Annotated in this window: 16 protein-coding genes; 12 read left to right on the top strand and 4 right to left on the bottom strand. The window is 35.7% G+C overall.

All coding sequences use genetic code 11. The annotated features are described in order from the left end of the window. Nucleotide 1: 1 nt before the first annotated feature. The 5 genes from C1A06_RS09630 (at nucleotide 2) to C1A06_RS09610 (ending at nucleotide 7339) form a co-directional block, all read left to right on the top strand. Nucleotides 2–1033 carry a GHMP family kinase ATP-binding protein gene (locus C1A06_RS09630; RefSeq protein WP_101690051.1) on the top strand — a complete coding sequence of 344 codons (1032 nt, stop codon included), beginning with the start codon at nucleotides 2–4 and terminating at the stop codon, nucleotides 1031–1033. A 24-nt stretch (nucleotides 1034–1057) separates the two neighbouring features. Next, entirely contained in the window at nucleotides 1058–2116 is a 1059-nt protein-coding gene (locus tag C1A06_RS09625) for a glycosyltransferase family 4 protein (RefSeq protein WP_101690050.1), read from the top strand. Nucleotides 2117–2133: 17 nt separating this feature from the next. Then, the gene (locus tag C1A06_RS09620) at nucleotides 2134–2904 is read left to right on the top strand and encodes a hypothetical protein (RefSeq protein ID WP_101690049.1); all 771 of its coding nucleotides are present in this window, start codon (nucleotides 2134–2136) and stop codon (nucleotides 2902–2904) included. 233 nt (nucleotides 2905–3137) lie between these two features. After that, nucleotides 3138–5960: an FAD-binding and (Fe-S)-binding domain-containing protein gene (locus C1A06_RS09615; protein WP_101690048.1), complete on the top strand. Its 2823-nt coding sequence runs from the start codon at nucleotides 3138–3140 to the stop codon at nucleotides 5958–5960. 146 nt (nucleotides 5961–6106) lie between these two features. Further along, nucleotides 6107–7339, top strand: coding sequence for a CinA family nicotinamide mononucleotide deamidase-related protein (locus C1A06_RS09610; protein WP_101690047.1), 1233 nt, complete (start codon nucleotides 6107–6109; stop codon nucleotides 7337–7339). A gap of 1 nt (nucleotide 7340) precedes the next feature. Here the strand turns inward: C1A06_RS09610 and C1A06_RS09605 are convergent, their stop codons facing one another. Beyond that, nucleotides 7341–7655 carry a DUF2752 domain-containing protein gene (locus tag C1A06_RS09605; protein ID WP_159461400.1) on the bottom strand — a complete coding sequence of 105 codons (315 nt, stop codon included), beginning with the start codon at nucleotides 7653–7655 and terminating at the stop codon, nucleotides 7341–7343. 80 nt (nucleotides 7656–7735) lie between these two features. Then, nucleotides 7736–7999: a TM2 domain-containing protein gene (locus C1A06_RS09600; RefSeq protein WP_101690045.1), complete on the bottom strand. Its 264-nt coding sequence runs from the start codon at nucleotides 7997–7999 to the stop codon at nucleotides 7736–7738. Nucleotides 8000–8170: 171 nt separating this feature from the next. Here C1A06_RS09600 and rnpA point away from each other — a divergent pair, with 171 nt between their 5' ends. Together rnpA and yidD are read left to right on the top strand one after the other, a co-directional pair. Further along, nucleotides 8171–8578, top strand: coding sequence for a ribonuclease P protein component (gene rnpA / locus C1A06_RS09595; protein ID WP_101690044.1), 408 nt, complete (start codon nucleotides 8171–8173; stop codon nucleotides 8576–8578). Between the two features lie 5 nt (nucleotides 8579–8583). Beyond that, the gene (gene yidD / locus C1A06_RS09590) at nucleotides 8584–8805 is read left to right on the top strand and encodes a membrane protein insertion efficiency factor YidD (protein WP_101690141.1); all 222 of its coding nucleotides are present in this window, start codon (nucleotides 8584–8586) and stop codon (nucleotides 8803–8805) included. Nucleotides 8806–8864: 59 nt separating this feature from the next. Here yidD and C1A06_RS09585 read toward each other — a convergent pair whose 3' ends face one another. Next, nucleotides 8865–11552, bottom strand: a complete 2688-nt coding sequence (locus C1A06_RS09585) for an AsmA family protein (RefSeq protein ID WP_101690043.1) — start codon at nucleotides 11550–11552, stop codon at nucleotides 8865–8867. Nucleotides 11553–11726: 174 nt separating this feature from the next. Further along, nucleotides 11727–11936: a hypothetical protein gene (locus tag C1A06_RS09580; RefSeq protein ID WP_145996377.1), complete on the bottom strand. Its 210-nt coding sequence runs from the start codon at nucleotides 11934–11936 to the stop codon at nucleotides 11727–11729. A gap of 331 nt (nucleotides 11937–12267) precedes the next feature. Here C1A06_RS09580 and mce point away from each other — a divergent pair, with 331 nt between their 5' ends. From mce to C1A06_RS09560, 5 genes are all read left to right on the top strand, one after another. Continuing rightward, nucleotides 12268–12681 (top strand): methylmalonyl-CoA epimerase, encoded by a 414-nt coding sequence (gene mce, locus C1A06_RS09575; protein WP_101690041.1) that lies wholly within the window; start codon nucleotides 12268–12270, stop codon nucleotides 12679–12681. 86 nt (nucleotides 12682–12767) lie between these two features. Further along, nucleotides 12768–14321, top strand: a complete 1554-nt coding sequence (locus C1A06_RS09570; RefSeq protein ID WP_101690040.1) for an acyl-CoA carboxylase subunit beta — start codon at nucleotides 12768–12770, stop codon at nucleotides 14319–14321. 20 nt (nucleotides 14322–14341) lie between these two features. Beyond that, entirely contained in the window at nucleotides 14342–14518 is a 177-nt protein-coding gene (locus C1A06_RS15170; RefSeq protein WP_185116834.1) for a hypothetical protein, read from the top strand. A gap of 16 nt (nucleotides 14519–14534) precedes the next feature. Then, entirely contained in the window at nucleotides 14535–14978 is a 444-nt protein-coding gene (locus C1A06_RS09565) for a DUF2118 domain-containing protein (protein ID WP_101690039.1), read from the top strand. Nucleotides 14979–15096: 118 nt separating this feature from the next. Then, nucleotides 15097–17766 carry a 4-alpha-glucanotransferase gene (locus C1A06_RS09560; RefSeq protein ID WP_101690038.1) on the top strand — a complete coding sequence of 890 codons (2670 nt, stop codon included), beginning with the start codon at nucleotides 15097–15099 and terminating at the stop codon, nucleotides 17764–17766. The last annotated feature ends 41 nt before the right edge of the window (nucleotides 17767–17807 follow it).

Below are 17807 nucleotides of genomic sequence, written 5' to 3'. Positions count from 1 at the left end.
TATGATAATACGCAGTAAAGCACCTTTCAGATTAGGATTAGCAGGTGGGGGAACAGATGTTTCTCCATATTCAGATATATATGGAGGATCGATATTGAATGCCACGATCAATTTATATGCATATGCAAATATAGAACCTCGTGATGATAATAAGATCGTATTTCGTATCCCTCAGACGAATGAAGAATATATCTTCGATTCAGCGATGGAATTACCAATTACTCACGATAAGACAAATTTGTTTAAAGGTATTTACAATCGTGTCATACGTGATTATAGTAATGAGCCATTATCATTTACGTTAACCTGCGCTTTGGATGTTCCATTTGGTTCGGGTTTAGGAACTTCATCTACATTGGCTGTAGCTATTTTAGGAGCATATGCCGAATGGTTGTCATTGCCGTTGGGTGAATATGATTTAGCCTATTTGGCATATCAGATAGAGCGTGTAGATCTGAAACAAGCCGGAGGGAAACAAGATCAGTATGCTGCCGCATTTGGTGGATTCAATTTTATGGAGTTTTATGCCGATGATAAAGTAATCGTTAATCCTTTGCGTATTCGCAATGATGTGATGAACGAACTGTCGAATAACCTTTTGTTGTACTATACGAATTCGAGTCGTGATTCGGGCGATATCATCGAGAAACAGCAAAAGAATGTAAAAGATCAGAAACAAAAGTCTATCGAGGCTATGCATCAGATCAAGAAGCAGGCAACCGAATTGAAAGAAGCTATTCTGAAAAATAATCTCGATGAAATAGGAGAAATCTTACACAGAGGATGGACTCATAAAAAAGAAATGGCAGAAGGTATAACAACACCTTTTTTTGAAGAATTGTATAATGCTGCTTATAACGCAGGTGCTACGGGTGGTAAGATATCGGGAGCTGGCGGTGGAGGTTATGTATTTTTCTATTGTCCGGATAATACTAAATTTGCTGTGATTGAAGCTTTGGAAAAGCTGAATCATGGACGAATTCAGCCTTATGCTTTCACAAAGAAAGGCCTTGAAACTTGGAGAAAGAAATAATAATTACGACTTAAGTGTAGATATATGTTTGTTGTAAACGGAAGATATTTGACCCAGAAAGCTACAGGAGTGCATCGCTATGCATTCGAAATATGTAATAAGCTTCATGAAATGGGAGTTGATTTTCATGTAGCAATACCTAAAGAGATAAATCCTGATTATAAATTCAAATTCAAAACGGTTGAATGCGGATCATTGAAAACCCATTTGTGGGAACAGATATCGCTGCCTCATTACCTGAAAAAGATCGGTAACCCTTTGTTGATCAGTTTTACTGGATGTGGCCCTCTGAACTATGATAATCAGATTACAACTATACACGATGTCTCTCACGAACGTTATCCGGAATGGTTTTCGAAGAATTATTATCGCTATTATCACTATATGATACCGCGAATCAGTCGTAAGGCTCATGCAATATTGACTGTAAGTGAATTTTCTAAATCAGAGATCGTTGATGTGTTTGGTCTCGATCCCCGAAAGATACATGTAGTACATAGTAATGTTCCATTTCATACGAAACCATCGCGAGAAGAGATCCTTAACTACACACCAGATACCGATGAGCGTTATATAATAGCAGTTTCGTCGATGGATCCGCGTAAAAACTTTGTTAAGCTTGCCGAAGCTTTCAAGATGCGCGAAGATAAATCATTGAAACTATACATCATAGGAATGCGATTTAAGGCATTCAATACGCCGGATATGGAGCGTTTGATGGACGAAAATATTGTTCTTCCTGGTTATATTGATGATGATGCACTGCAAAAAATGTATCAGAATGCGACAATGTCTATCTATCCATCGTTTTATGAAGGTTTTGGATTGCCTCCATTAGAATCGATGACATATGGCTGTCCTGCCATTGCTGCGGATATTCCAGCTTTGCGTGAGGTCAGTGGCGATGCTGCTTTGTATGTAGATCCTTTTGATCCGAAAGATATCATTGCTAAAATTGATTTATTAGCTAAAGATCAAGAACTGCAACAAGAATTACGATTAAAGGGATTGGAACAAATAAAACTCTATTCGTGGGAAAAATCTGCTAAGCAGGTTTATGAATTAGCACAGCGTTATATGTAAATCAAATTTATTTCAGGATGCAAAAGAGACTATATTTTATAACATTATATATATGTTTTCTTGCATTTCTTCCGGTTATTGCACAGAAATCGAAGACCATTCATGTGATGGTTGCATTGTGCGATAATAAATACCAAGGTATAGTTAAAGTTCCTGCAGGAATAGGAAATGGACAAGATCCAAACTCGAATTTATATTGGGGATGTGGATATGGTGTTCGCACTTATTTTAAGAAAAGTGCCGATTGGCAGGAAGTTTCACATTATAAAGTAGATAGTGTACGCCTTGAGCGAATTATATTTAAGCATAAAATAAAAGATTATTATTTAGTCGCTGATGCATATAATGGGCGCTACATCAAACAAGCAACATTAGATCTACTAAATTCGTGTTCTGGTGTAAAGAAAGATTCACTAACAGTAGACGGGAAAAAAATCGGTATATTCGGTAATTCTGAAGTTTTATCCTATGTCGGTCATAACGGGCTGATGGACTTTAAACTGACTGGCAGTACAAAAAATAAAGATGGAGTTACTCGTCAGGTTATGATCTTTGCATGCGCTAGCCGTCAGTATTTCCGTAAATTCATCGAAGAAAGTGGAGCAAATCCTTTGGTTTGGTCTACTCATCTGATGGCTGCGGAAGCTTATCCTTTACACGCTGCATTGAAAACATATCTGGCCGACGGAGATGATGAAGCAGTTCGAACAAGTGCAGCTGCAGCTTACGCTAAGTATCAGAAATGCTCATTGAAGGCTGCTAAAAAGCTTCTCGTTACTGGTTTCTAAGACTATTAATATTCTATTTTTTTGATTTTACTATCTTTTGTTCATTCAATATATTGGATTGTTTCTGTCCAATAACTAGGATACTGTTGTAGCCTTTAGATGTTATTTTATTAAATTTCAATGAAAAGGATTTAATTTTAGGGCACGTTTATGAAATATGTTTTATAACTTGCAAGGAGATTATTATCTAGTCATTGTATACTATTGTTATAAACTAAAAACACACAGATACCATGTTGCCTAAAGACTATCAACTCTTGAAAGATGAACTTTCAAAGAAAATCGATCCGAAACGTATTATCACTAACCCCTTGCAATTGCTGGCTTATGGAACAGATGCCAGCTTTTACAGATTAATCCCCAAAATAGTAGTTCAAGTTCATAATGAAGAAGAAGCTATTGAAGTTATAAGACTGACGGGAAAGTTGAATATTCCTGTTACCTATCGTGCAGCAGGAACTAGCTTGTCGGGGCAGGCTATAAGCGATTCGGTGTTAATGGTGGCAACACATCAATGGAAGAAGTATTCTATTCTTGAAGATGGATTAAAAATTCGTCTTCAACCCGGAATAGTTGGAGCCAGAGCAAATGTTCATTTAGCTCCCTACGGACGGAAAATTGGTCCCGATCCGGCATCAATAAATGCTGCAATGATCGGAGGTATTGCTTCGAACAATGCAAGTGGTATGTGTTGCGGTACTGCTGAGAATTCGTACCAGACAATAGCAGATATACGTATAGTTCTTTATGATGGAACGGTACTTGATACAGCAGATGAAAATAGTAAGAAAGAATTCAAAGAAAAACATCCTGAAATTATAAGAGAAATTGAGCAATTACGGGACGATATAAAAGCAGATAATGTACTACATGAGCGTATAAAGAAAAAGTTCAAAATAAAAAATACAACAGGGTACAGTATTAATGCTCTTGTTGATTATGATGATCCATTTGATATCATCAAACATCTAATGATTGGAGCAGAAGGAACATTGGCCTTTATCTCAAATTTGACATATCATACAGTTGTTGATGAGAAATACAAAGCTTGTACGCTAATGATTTTCGATACAGTAGAGAAAGCTTGTTCGGTAGTACCAGCCTTGAAAGAAAGTCCGGTTTCGGCGGTTGAATTAATGGATAGAGATTGTATCCGCTCAGTAGAGGATGATCCTCAAGCTCCAGCTTATTTCAAAACATTACCAGATACAGCTTGTGTACTCCTTGTTGAGATTCAAGCTAATGATAAAGAGACGATCGATCAGAAAGAGGTAGCTGTCAGAAAAGCTGTTGAATCGACTCCTACCATTCAGCCGTTCAAATTTACTTCTGATCCGAAAGAGTATGCTTTCAATTGGAAAGCGCGTAAAGGGATCTTGTCTTCTGTCGGAGGCTTGAGAAAGACGGGTACAACTTGTCTTATCGAAGATGTCGCATTCCCTGTGCCTCGTTTGGCCGAGGCTTGCGTTGCTCTAAAGGCTTTATTTAAAGAATTGGAATATCATGATGCTGTATTATTCGGACATGCTTTGGATGGAAACCTACACTTGAACTTCTCTCAGGACTTTTCTACAAAAGAAGAAGTCGAACGTTATTCAAAGCTTATGGATGGAATCAGTGATATTGTTGTCAATCAGTTCGATGGCTCACTGAAAGCAGAACATGGTACGGGACGTAATATGGCACCGTATGTAGAGAAAGAGTGGGGGGAAGCTGCATATAAAATCATGCTTCGCATCAAAAATATATTCGACCCGAATAAGTTGATCAATCCTGGAGTTATAATAAATGAAAATCCAAGAATTCACCTTGAAAATCTAAAGCCATCGCCACCTGCGCACGAATTGGTAGATAAATGTATGGAATGCGGATTCTGTGAACCAAATTGTGTGGCTGAAGGACTTACATTATCACCCCGACACCGAATTGTTATTCTACGTGAAATATCTCGTCTGAAAGCTCTTGGCGAAGATACTAAAAGACTTGAGCAAATGGTACATGATTCGAAGTACTTTTTAAACGAAACATGTGCTACGGATGGTCTGTGTGGATTAGCTTGTCCGGTCAAGATAGATACAGGAAAACTGGTTAAAGATATAAGACATACTGAGGCTACTGAAACATGGAAGAAACGTGCAGCTTATATCGGGGATCATATGGCCGATGTTACATCAGCGGGTAGATCGACACTAAATCTTGTGAATCTTTTCCAATCGATATTAGGCGATTCGTTGATGGGTGGTATAGCTAGTGGTATGCGATCTATTTCGGGCGATAGAATTCCGAGATGGAATAAGTATATGCCTAAAGGTGCTCATCGAATAAATTACCAAGTAGTTAATGAAGGTCAAGAAAATAAAGTAGTCTATTTTCCTTCATGTATAAATCGTACGATGGGTAAATCGAAAGATTATGCGAAAGATGAAGTAGAATTAACCCGTAAGACAGAGGAATTACTGATGAGAGCCGGATATACAATTATATATCCTGATAAACTGAATAGTTTATGCTGTGGTATGGCATTTAGTAGTAAAGGCTATAAGGAAGAAGGTGCTAAGAAATCGAAAGAACTGGAAGAAGCATTACTGAAAGCGTCGGAAGGTGGTAAATATCCTATTCTTTTCGATATGAGTCCATGTTTTTATACTTTCTTCGAAGCTAATACGAATAAAGATATACGGATTTACGACCCTATCGAATTTATGCTAACTGAGGTTATGCCTAAACTCGAGGTTAAGAATAAACGTAAAGTTGTAACCGTTTTTCCAGTCTGTTCAGCTAAAAAAATAGGTATGGAAGGGAACTTGTTGAAATTGGCTGAAATGTGTTCGGAAGAGGTTAAGATTGTAGAGTCTAACTGCTGTGGATTTGCTGGAGATAGAGGATTTACATTCCCTGAATTGAACAAGCACGGGCAGCGTCATCTAGCAGAGCAAATACCTCATGGTTGTACCGAAGGTTATTCAACAAGCCGCACTTGCGAGATTGGTATGAGTGAATATAGCGATATCAACTTTAAATCGATTTTTTATTTGATTGATGAAGTAACTAAATAAAGATATCTTTATCTTTAGTATAGAATTGCGGGTGAGCTTTCGTTGTGGAGTTCACCCCTTTTCGTAGAAAAAATGATAAAAAATAGAAGTAATAAAAAAGTGTAGTAATGTGTTACTTTTGTTATTTTTTATGAGAATAGAATAATATGAAAGTTGGTGTAATTACAATAGGAGACGAGATCCTGATCGGTCAGATTATAGATACTAATACAGCATGGATCTCGCAGAAAATGACAGACGCTGGATTCGAGGTTGTTGAGAAGGTGTCGATAGGCGATAATGCCAATCAGATAAAAAATACAATAATATCGATGTTCACACGTGTAGATATTATTCTGACAACTGGTGGACTGGGACCAACAAAAGATGATATAACCAAGAAAACGCTATGTGAACTCTTCGATACTGAATTGATCTTCGATTACGAAGTGCTTGATAATATCAAAAAAGTATTGGCTACGCCTGATATGCTGAATCCGCTGACAAGAGATCAGGCCTATATTCCCAAAGATTGCATAGTTATTCAGAATCGGGTAGGAACTGCTCCAATTACGTGGTTCGAAAAAGAAGATGGTAAAATCTTAATCTCGATGCCAGGAGTTCCTTACGAGATGCGTTACGTTATGGAAAACGAGATATTGCCTCGTTTTCAGAAAAGTGAAAATATCGAGATATATCTGAAGAAAATATTCATTGTTGGCGGATATACAGAATCCGCTTTAGCTATGAAATTGGCTGATTTTGAAAATAACCTTCCAGAAGGCTTTGGATTAGCTTATTTGCCGTCATTAGCTGTTATGAAACTACGTTTATTTGTCAGGGGTGATCAGTATCAACGAGAGTTTGACTCGCAAGTTCGACTACTTGAGGAAATTATAGGAAGTGCTATTATTGCAGACAGAGATATCCCGTTAGAGCAGATTTTGGGAGAACATCTTAAAGCAAATAATCTTACTATTGGAACGGCCGAAAGTTGTACGGGTGGAAATATTGCTCATATGATTACTTCTATTGCCGGCTCCTCTGCATATTTCATCGGTTCTGTTGTTTCTTATGCTAGCGAGGTCAAAGTTCATTCGTTAGGTGTGTCGTCCGAAACTATTGTTCAGTTTGGTGTAGTAAGCAAAGAGACTGCCGAAGAAATGGTTCTAGGCTTACAGAAGAAGATGAATGTTGATTGTGCTATTGCGATTACGGGTATAGCTGGTCCGGATGGTGGTAGCAAAGAGTTGCCTGTCGGTACAGTTTGGATTAGCACTTATTGCAAAGGAGATGTTTTAACTCGTAGATATCAGGTCGGATTTTATAGAGAATCAAATATTGTGAGGGCTTCAAATAGAGCCATGCTTCAGATGTTGGATATGATAAATCAGATATAACTTAAGTCAATTGCTTTTTACGGAATGTAAGATAATCTTTGATTATGTAATACAAAAAAGCTGGGGCTATAATGAAGAATAATTTGTTGCTTTCGAATGCTCCGGCAAAATCTAGATGAATCGCCTTTTGGCAAGCTGTGGTAAATCCACAGCCTGGACATTCGTATCCAAATATTGATGTCCATAAGCATGGAATGGTTATATCTATTATATTTAGTGAATTAAGTATTACTGATATAATGAAATAACAGAATATTAAGGTTAGTATAATATTCTCTCGAAGATATTTGATTATATACTTAAATTCCTTTTTCATCATTATGCAAAAAAGAGGATTGTGAAATCCTCTTTTCAAAAAATTAATTAATTCAGAAAATATGATTTTACTTAATTATCTTAAGTAAGGTCAGTGCCATCGGCCATTTTCATCTTATCTAATAGAATCATGATAAAATCGTATAAAACCCACAGACCGCAGCCTCCGAGAGTAATCAGCATTAGCCACCAATTTTTATATCCCATCAAATAACGGTGAACTCCAAATCCTCCAAGGAACCAACAGATTACTAGCATAAGGGCTTTCGATTGAGGTTTCACTTCTTTTGGAGATAGTTTATCTGATACGTTGTTTATTGTGTCATTTACATCGTTTTCCGCCATTTTGTTTAAGTTTTATGTTAATATAATAATTTCGAAAAAATAGATATATTTCGATTCTATAAGACAAATATATAAATTAATTGTAAAAATCCTAATACGAGCAGTCTTTATTTTAAAAATATCTGTTTTGATGAAAAAGAATTATCTTTGTTAGCGAAACTCGTATCGAGAATGAATTTAGAAATAAATAAAACATTTGGTAAAGCTGAAAAGCTATGTTCGCAAAGTGTAATAGATGAACTATTCTTGAAAGGTAGTTCATTCATAGCATATCCTCTTAGAGTAGTATTTGCATGTAAACCAACTTCGGATGAAGAAGCTCCAAGTATTTCGGTACTAGTGAGTGTCTCTAAGAAGAAATTTAAAAGAGCGGTAAAACGCAATAGAGTGAAGCGCTTGACGCGAGAAGCATATCGATTGAATAAGGATATACTTGTGCCGATTGTTCTGCGAGAAAGACTCCATATCGATATAGCCTTTGTATATCTTGACTCAACTATTTTATCATTCGAAGAATTTGACAAGGCAATGAAGAAAGTAGCTCGCGTACTTACCGAGAGGACTAACACAATACAATGAAATACATTAAGAAAATATTATCCTATATTTTGTTGATACCAATCTATTTCTACAAATATTGCATATCACCAATGTTTCCTCCTGCTTGCAGATTTACGCCTACATGTTCGCAATATGCAGTTGAAGCAATTAAGAAACATGGCCCATTTAAAGGATTTTGGTTAGCATTAAAACGTATTTTACGTTGTAACCCATGGGGAGGGCATGGTTATGATCCTGTTCCATGAATAAAAAAACAGGATAAGAATAAACTTACCCTGTTTCTCTATTTAACCTAGTTGTTTGTTTAATTTGCAGCTTCCTCTAAAGCTTTAGCTTTTTTATCTGCTTCATCTATCAATTTCTGGCCTTGTTTCTTTGCTTCCTCTACAAGCTTCTTAGCTGAAACTTTTGCTGCCGCTGCTGCTAAGACATTATCTCCAGCTTTTTCTACTAATTTGGCTGCTTGTTCTTCAGCTGTTTTTACAAGTTTGTCCGATGCGTTTTGTGCTTCTTCTCTCAATTTTTGAGCTTGTACTTTCTTGTCTGTTAATGTTGATACAGCTGAACTAACCTTAGAATTATCTCCTTCTGATAATTTGCCTCCTAAAAGTTTATCAGCAACATTACTTACAGCATCTGTTACAGCACTCTTCATGTCGATATTGATTTTTGGATTGGTGAAAGTTCCACCAATTGTAAGAGGTACATTATTCAAATAGTCGTTCTTGAGCGATTTAGGTAAAGTTACAGTTCCTGAATAATTGATTGATTGATCTAGGCCTGTTTTACCTTCTAATTTCATAGAACCACCATTACCAATATTGACTGTGAAAGGCTTAGTAGTTATTTGTCCATTTTCGATAGAGAATGGTATATTTAGATCTTTGGTTGAGATTGACTTTAAACTTTCGTCTTTCAATGTTGTTGCTAGTGCATTAAGTACACCAACATTTTCTATTTTAAGATTGTTTGTATTTAAACCTCCATTTGCAGTCAAAGCTTGTAAGGTCTCCATTATCGAGTTACCAAACTTAGTCTTAAAGTTCAGGTTCATAGAATAAGTACCAAGTAGGTTGTCAAATATAGGAGCTATCTTTTGTATCGCTTCGACTGATTTAAATGTTTCAGCAAATGATACATTAGATAAATTCATGGCAAAATCAACTTTAGCATCTTTAGGATCAGAAGTGTCGTAAGAACCGGTTAGTTTGGCATTTCCACCCAGTGCGTTTCCACTAACATTGGTAAGCGATAAAATACCATTTTTTACGCTCATCGCTCCATTCAGGTTCGTAATATTGATCTTTTCATAAACAACTTTAGCGAAATTAGCATTCAATGCAAGATCTAAGTTTTTGGGAATAATAATGTCTCCAGAAGATATAGTTGTTGTATCTGCAACTGCAGTATCGCTATCATCACCGCTCATAAAGTCATTTAAATTAAAATAGTTTGATTTCAAGTTTAATTGGCCTTTCAGAGTTTGATCTTTGAAAGCATAAGCTATAAAGTTTTCGAGCTTACCATTAGCAGATAAATCATTTACACCTATCTTCATATCCATCACAGGTAGATTTACATAACGTGGAGTGAATTCTAGTGCAGCTTGATTGATATTTACATCAGGTAGCGTTTCTGATTTGTAGATCATGTTATTTAACTTAAGATGACCTTTTGCTGAAACTTTATCAAATTGTTCTTTTTCTATATATGACATTGCTGTTGCAATAGCAAAGTCTGCATCAAGTTTACCATTCAATTCAGTACCTTTTTCAAATGGATAAACATCCTTTATCATACCTAAATCTAATTTTCCAAAAGCTTGTGCATTGATATACATATCTCGGACAATATTACTAACCTTTAATGATCCACTGAAAGGATTTCCCCCAAGATTGAAAGAGAACTTCTCTATGTTAGCAACCATATCATCGAGTGATCCTTGCTTTTCTTTTGTGACTAATGCATCGATATTAATATTGTTTACAGATTTCGGTAGATCTGGATATTGGAACATACCATCTTTCACTTTAAGTGCAAGATTAAATGCTGGATATGTTTCGCCTTGCATCAAACCTTTTATCCAAGCATCTAGTGAAGCTGTTCCATCGGCTTTCACCCCTTTAAAATCAGCTGTATACATAGCTGGAACAAGAGATAGAACTTCTTTAAATTTAACATCTGGAGCATTCAGTTTTAAATCCATATCATAGCTGTCATATTCTTTGCCTAGCAATGCGACAAAACCATCTATGGACGCGGCTAGATCATTCAATTTTAGGCTGCTCTTTGTAAACGTAAATTTCATATTGTCAAAATTGGCATTTATTTCAGCATCAGTACTTCCTTTCACTTTGTTTAAATATGGTATGCCGCCCATTGCAAAAGTAATCTGATCAATAACAGACTTCGTTTTGATAGTTGTTTCGCTTGCAGAGAAATCTCCTGAAATATTGCCGTTCCATCCAGTAAGGATAACTTTCATATTAGTTGAATCGTTCTGAAAAACGATGTTTGAATTTTCAATGGATATTGATTGTAGATTCAAATTGAAAGGAGAGGAAGAACTTTCATCTTCTTTCTCGATGTTAGTTGAGTCTTCTTTCATTATGTCCCAGTTTGCATGTCCGTTTTCCAGAACATGTGCGAAGAGCGAAGTATTATCCAGATTAATTTTGGATATTTTGTAATTGTCTCCGAATAAGCTAGCTAAATTAATAGTTGCACTCAGTGACTTGGCCTGAAGAAGGGTATCTCCCTCAAACTCATTTGCTCCGCTAATTGTAACACCATCTAATGAGAGTGTAGCATTAGGGAAATTTGAAAACAAATTTAATCCAAAGTCAGCAATTTCGACATTGGCATCCAGCATCTCATTTGCTGTTTTGATAACGATATCTTTTATTTTCCCTTTGAAGAAGATTGGTATAAATATCATCAGAAGGATGATAATGCCAATTACTATACCACCAATTTTTAATCCTTTTTTCATGTAATTATAGTTTTTGTTTCTGATTATTTGTTTATGCTTAGATTAAACAAAGTTAGATTATTTTTCAAAATATCATCTATTTACCAAATTCATAATGCTGATGTGATGTTAAATATCTCTACAAAAAAAGCCCTCATGATATAGAGGGCTTAGAAGTTTTATTATGTATTAATCTTACATACCGATTTGCATTTTTATATAATAAAAGGCGTCATCTCGTGATCTGAAATACATAAATCCATCATGTTCAACTGGTAGCTGTTCTAATGATACTGGAATTGGATCACTGTTTGAATGATTGAAATCGAAGTTCTCATGGTTTGAAATACATGAACCATCTTGTCCAGACTTTGGATTCCACGTGTTAATCTTGAGTGTCTCCATATTCACAGAATAAACAGTACTACTATTAAAAAAATGATTTGAATTGTTCATACTGTTAAAATTTTAGGGTCACACAAATAATACTATACAGCCTTAATGTACAATAATTAAATAGAATATGCAAACAATAAAGGTTAAAAAATATGTTTGATGTGGCTTGTTTGAAATGTTTTATTGTACAGCAATTTTTATGTTAATATTCGTTGAATTTTTGTCAATATGATAGCAGTTATTTTTTACTGATTAAATTTTTTGGTCTTATAATTAAGTAGTACTTTTGTAAGGATAAGATTGAAATATTATAATAATAACCATATTTAATCAGTAAATCATGAACATTTCTCACATTGAACATTTGGGGATTGCTGTAAAAAGCATCGAAGAACATCTACCTTATTATGAAGGTGTGTTAGGATTGAAATGCTATAGCATTGAAGTCGTAGAAGATCAAAAAGTAAGAACTGCTTTCTTCAAAGTAGGACAAACTAAAATAGAACTTCTAGAGCCAACTAGTCCAGATAGTACTATCGCTAAATTCATCGAAAAGAAAGGTGAAGGTATTCATCACTTAGCATGGTGTGTGACTGATGGTGTTGCTAATGCATTAGCAGAAGTTGAAGCCAAAGGCGTTCAACTAATCGACAAAGCACCTCGTCGTGGAGCTGAAGGTTTGGATATCGCTTTCTTGCATCCAAAATCAACAGCGAGTGTTCTTACAGAATTCTGTGAAGTTCCTCAAAAATAAATTAAAATGACTTTACGTAGAAGTTTTCTTCTTGTAGAGTCTTTTTTGCTTTTGCAATAACATTTAAAATATAAAATATAATTAACATGAGCCAATTAGAAAAGGTAAAAGCGTTAATAGAGCTACGTGCTAAAGCTCGTCTTGGCGGTGGTGAGAAGAGAATCGAAGCTCAACATGCTAAAGGAAAATACACAGCGCGCGAACGTATTGCTATCTTATTAGATGAAGGTAGCTTCGAAGAATTCGATATGTTCGTAGAGCATCGTTGTACAAACTTCGGAATGGAGAAGACTAAATTCTTAGGAGATGGAGTTGTTACAGGTAGCGGAACAATCAATGGCCGTTTAGTTTATGTGTTTGCACAAGACTTTACTGTTATCGGAGGTTCATTATCAGAAACTCTAGCACTTAAGATTTGTAAAGTAATGGACATGGCTGTTAAAGTTGGTGCTCCAGTTATTGGTCTTAACGACTCGGGAGGTGCACGTATCCAAGAAGGAGTGAATGCTTTGGCTGGTTATGCTGAAATTTTCCAACGCAATATCATGTCATCAGGAGTAATTCCTCAGATTTCAGGAATCTTTGGCCCTTGTGCTGGTGGTGCTGTTTATTCTCCAGCATTGACAGACTTTACTTTGATGATCGAAGGTCTTTCTTATATGTTCCTTACAGGACCGAAAGTTGTTAAAACTGTAACAGGTGAAGACGTTACACAAGAACAACTAGGAGGTGCAAGTGTACATGCATCAAAATCAGGTGTGGCACACTTTACTGCAGCAAATGAAGATGAAGGACTTGAATTGATCAAAAAATTATTTGGTTACTTGCCATCAAACAATAGAGAAGAGGCTCCACGTGTTGAGTGCACTGATCCTATTGCTCGTATGGATGATAGCTTGAATGAAATTATTCCGGATAATCCGAATAAAGCATATGATATGTATGAAGTTATCGGAAAAGTATTCGATAATGGAGAATTCCTAGAAGTACATGCTGCTTATGCTAAAAACATCATCGTTGGTTTCGCTCGTATGAACGGACAATCAGTAGGTGTTGTTGCTAACCAACCTAAATATATGGCTGGTGTATTGGATATCAATGCTTCACGTAAAGCAGCTCGTTTTGTACGTTTCTGTGATGCTTTCAATATTCCTTTAGTAACGCTTGTTGACGTACCAGGATTCCTTCCAGGAACAGGACAAGAATACGGTGGTGTTATTACTCACGGAGCAAAACTTCTTTATGCATATGGAGAAGCTACTGTGCCTAAAGTGACTGTGACACTTCGTAAATCTTATGGTGGATCACATATCGTAATGAGCTGTAAACAACTTCGTGGTGACTTGAACTATGCATGGCCAACTGCAGAAATCGCAGTAATGGGAGCAGAAGGTGCTGCTGAAGTTCTTTATGCGAAAGAAGTAAAAGAAGCTGGCGAAAATGCAGCTGCTGTAAAAGCAGAAAAACTGAAAGAATACAACGATCAGTTCAGCAATCCATACAATGCTGCTCGCTATGGTTATATTGATGATGTAATTGAACCTCGTAATACACGTTTCCGTGTAATCCGCGCTCTTGAGCAATTGAGAACAAAACAACAAGTTAACTATGCTAAAAAGCATGATAACTTGCCTCTATAATTCCTCAAAAACAAAAGAAAATGAGTGATCAAAATATACCAAAAGAAGTATTAGCTGCTATAGCAATGGCTATATATGACATGAATGATCAGCACGATGTAGAAAGCAATGTGTTGACAATAAAACATGTTTCTAAAGACTATTTACCATGGGTAGATAGAAGTAGTGCAATGCTTCAAATGCCAGTAAGAAAATAAAATTTGAATAATTATTATGAAACAATTCATATATAGAATCAACGGACAAGAGTATATCGTTGCCGTGAACAAAATGGATAACTCGCAAGCAGAAGTAGCGGTTAACGGAACTAACTATAATGTAGAATTGGTTGATGGGGAAGAAGAGGTTACTCTTGTTACACGTCCAGCAGCTCCAGCTCCGGCAGCAGCTCCTAAAACTGCGGCTCCAGCTCCAGCAAAATCTGCAGGAACAGGTGCTAAAGGTGCAAATGCGCTAAACTCTCCACTACCAGGAATCATTGTTAGTATCAGCGTAAACGTTGGTGATGCAGTGAAAAAAGGTCAAACAGTAGCTGTTCTTGAAGCGATGAAGATGGAAAATGCACTTCAAGCTCCAGTTGATGGTACTGTTGCTAGCATTGATGTAAATGTTGGTGATTCAGTTCTAGAAGGAGTTGCTATCCTTACTATTTCGTAATTTGAAATAAGTATTTCGCAATAATAATTAAATGTTGCATAAGAGAAATTCTTATGCAACATTTTTATTATTTTAGCACCTTATGTGATACTTCGTATTTATCTTGATGTAAACGTGTATGAAACTATATCTATATATTGATTATTATACCCAATGGGGACAAACTGTATATATTACGGGCTCGACAAAAGAATTAGGCCAGTGGAACGAAGATAAGGCTAAACCCATGCAGCATATTGGCAATTCTCAGTGGATAGCAGAATTAGATATTAATGATTATGACGTTTTTGAATATAAATATCTGATTAAAGAGAACTCAAATATTCTGAGAAATGAAGCTGGTTTCCCTCATACAATAAAAAAATATATAGGCTATACACTTCATGTCCGCGATAGTTGGCAAGATAAAAACCAATATCAGCATTTATACACATCAGGGTTTACTAATAGTTTTTTTGCACATTCTATCGGGACAGAACTAAAATTATATAGTAGCACTATATTACTGAATGTAAAATGTCCAATAGTAGACAGAGGATCCGAACTTTGTATTTCTGGCTCTTCTCAAACATTAGGGGAATGGGAAGTAAATAAGGCTATAAAGGGCTCTTATCAAGGTGATGGTACTTGGTCTTTCTCACTAGATAGACAAGCAATAGACATAGGAAATGAATACAAATTTTTAATACGCAATAATTCATCTAAAGAATTAGTAGAGTGGGAGAAAGGAGAGAATAGAAAATTTCAATTATTAGAAGTAGTCGAAGATTCTACATTGGTTGAAAATCTTGAATATAGATTTAATCATCTTAAAAATTGGAAAGCGTCTGGAGTAGCAATTCCTGTATTCTCATTACGTTCAGAAAGTAGTTGTGGCATTGGAGATTTTCATGATCTAAAAAAAATGATTGATTGGGCTGTGGCGACTAATCTGAAGGTTATTCAGATTCTACCTATTAATGATACTACCAGTACTCTTACAAATGCCGACTCATATCCTTATAGTGCTATTTCAATCTATGCTCTGCATCCAATTTATATTGGATTATCAAATTATCCGCTGAACAATAAGTTAGCTCATGCAAAATACTTAAAAGAATTTGCTTCTTTGAATAAATTGGAGAAGCTGGATTATGAAAATACGATAAAAATGAAACTATCGTATTTAAGAGATTTATATGCTGAAATAGGCAGTGATGTGCTATCTAAAGCTGAATATAAATCTTTTACAAAAGAAAATGAATATTGGTTATTTCCCTATGCTAGCTTCTGTTATTTAAGAGATACATTTGGTACTGCTGAAGTTAGAAAATGGGGCGAATATAGTGTCTATAATGAATATAAGATAAACAAGCTAACATCGAAAAAAGAAGTTCGAGATGAACTGAAATTCACATATTTTTGTCAGTTCTTGTTGCATAAACAGTTGACTGATGTTCGTAACTATGCCCATAAGAATGGGGTGATACTCAAGGGTGATATACCAATAGGAGTAGATCCTAATAGTGTAGATGTATGGGTTGAACCTCACTTGTTTAATCTTGACACACAGACGGGCGCACCACCTGATGACTTTGCTGAAGATGGTCAAAACTGGGGATTTCCAACCTATAATTGGGATGAAATGTCAAAAGATGGATATCAATGGTGGATTAGGCGATTTCAAAAGATGGCTGATTACTTTGATGCTTATCGTATTGATCATATTTTAGGCTTTTTCCGAATATGGGAAATTCCTTCGCATTCGATTCATGGCCTATTAGGATATTTCAATCCGGCATTGCCTTATTCGGTTTCAGAATTAAATAACTTCGGATTCGATTTTGATGAATTGAACATGATAAATCCTTATATATCTGATGAATTTTTAGATAGTATATTTGGAGAGATTTCAGCTGATATAAAATTATTGTATCTAGATAATATAGGAGAGGGAAAATATAAGCTCAAAAACGAATTTAATACTCAAATTAAAATAAAAAAACACTTTGAAAAAATATCAAGTGAAAAATCAGATTTGGTACGTCTCGGACTTTATCAATTGTGTAACGATGTCCTCTTTGTGAAAGACAAATATCATACAGATAAGTATCACCCTCGTATATCTGCATATAAAACTTATGCATATAAATCTCTATCAGAGAATAACAGATATGCTTATGCTCAGCTTTATAACCACTTTTTCTATCATCGACATAATTACTTTTGGCAAGAAAATGCCATGAAGAAGCTCCCAAATCTTATTTCAGCGACTCGTATGCTGACATGTGGTGAGGATTTAGGAATGATACCGGATTGCGTACCATTGGTAATGAATGAACTGCAGATATTAAGTCTTGAGATAGAAAGAATGCCAAAGACAATGACTCGATTTGCAGATTTAACAAGATTGCCTTATTTGAGTGTATGTACAACTTCGACTCACGATATGTCACCTATTCGTGAATGGTGGCAAGAGGATAGGTCATTAACTCAGCAATATTACAATGAAATTTTACATCAAGATGGTGATGCACCAGAAGAATGTACAATCGGCTTATGCGAAAAAATAATAATTAATCATCTAAGTTCGCCGTCAATGTTGACAATTTTACCTCTTCAAGATTGGTTGTCCATGGATGAAGCTAATCGAAAAGCAGATACTTTTTCAGAAAGAATAAATGTGCCAGCCGACTCCAATCACTATTGGGGATATCGTATGCATATCAATATCGAAAAATTAATCAGTAATAGTTCATTTAACGATAAAATCAAAAATATTGTAAATGAAACGTTACGAAATAGCTGAAATATTGACTATTTAATGTTTTTTTCGATAATATCTTATAA

The sequence above is a fragment of the Dysgonomonas massiliensis genome (genome assembly GCF_900240225.1).
GTDB lineage: Bacteria > Bacteroidota > Bacteroidia > Bacteroidales > Dysgonomonadaceae > Dysgonomonas > Dysgonomonas massiliensis.
The sequence above is the reverse complement of the archived record's forward strand: the minus strand, read 5'-3'. Positions and strand labels throughout refer to the sequence as shown.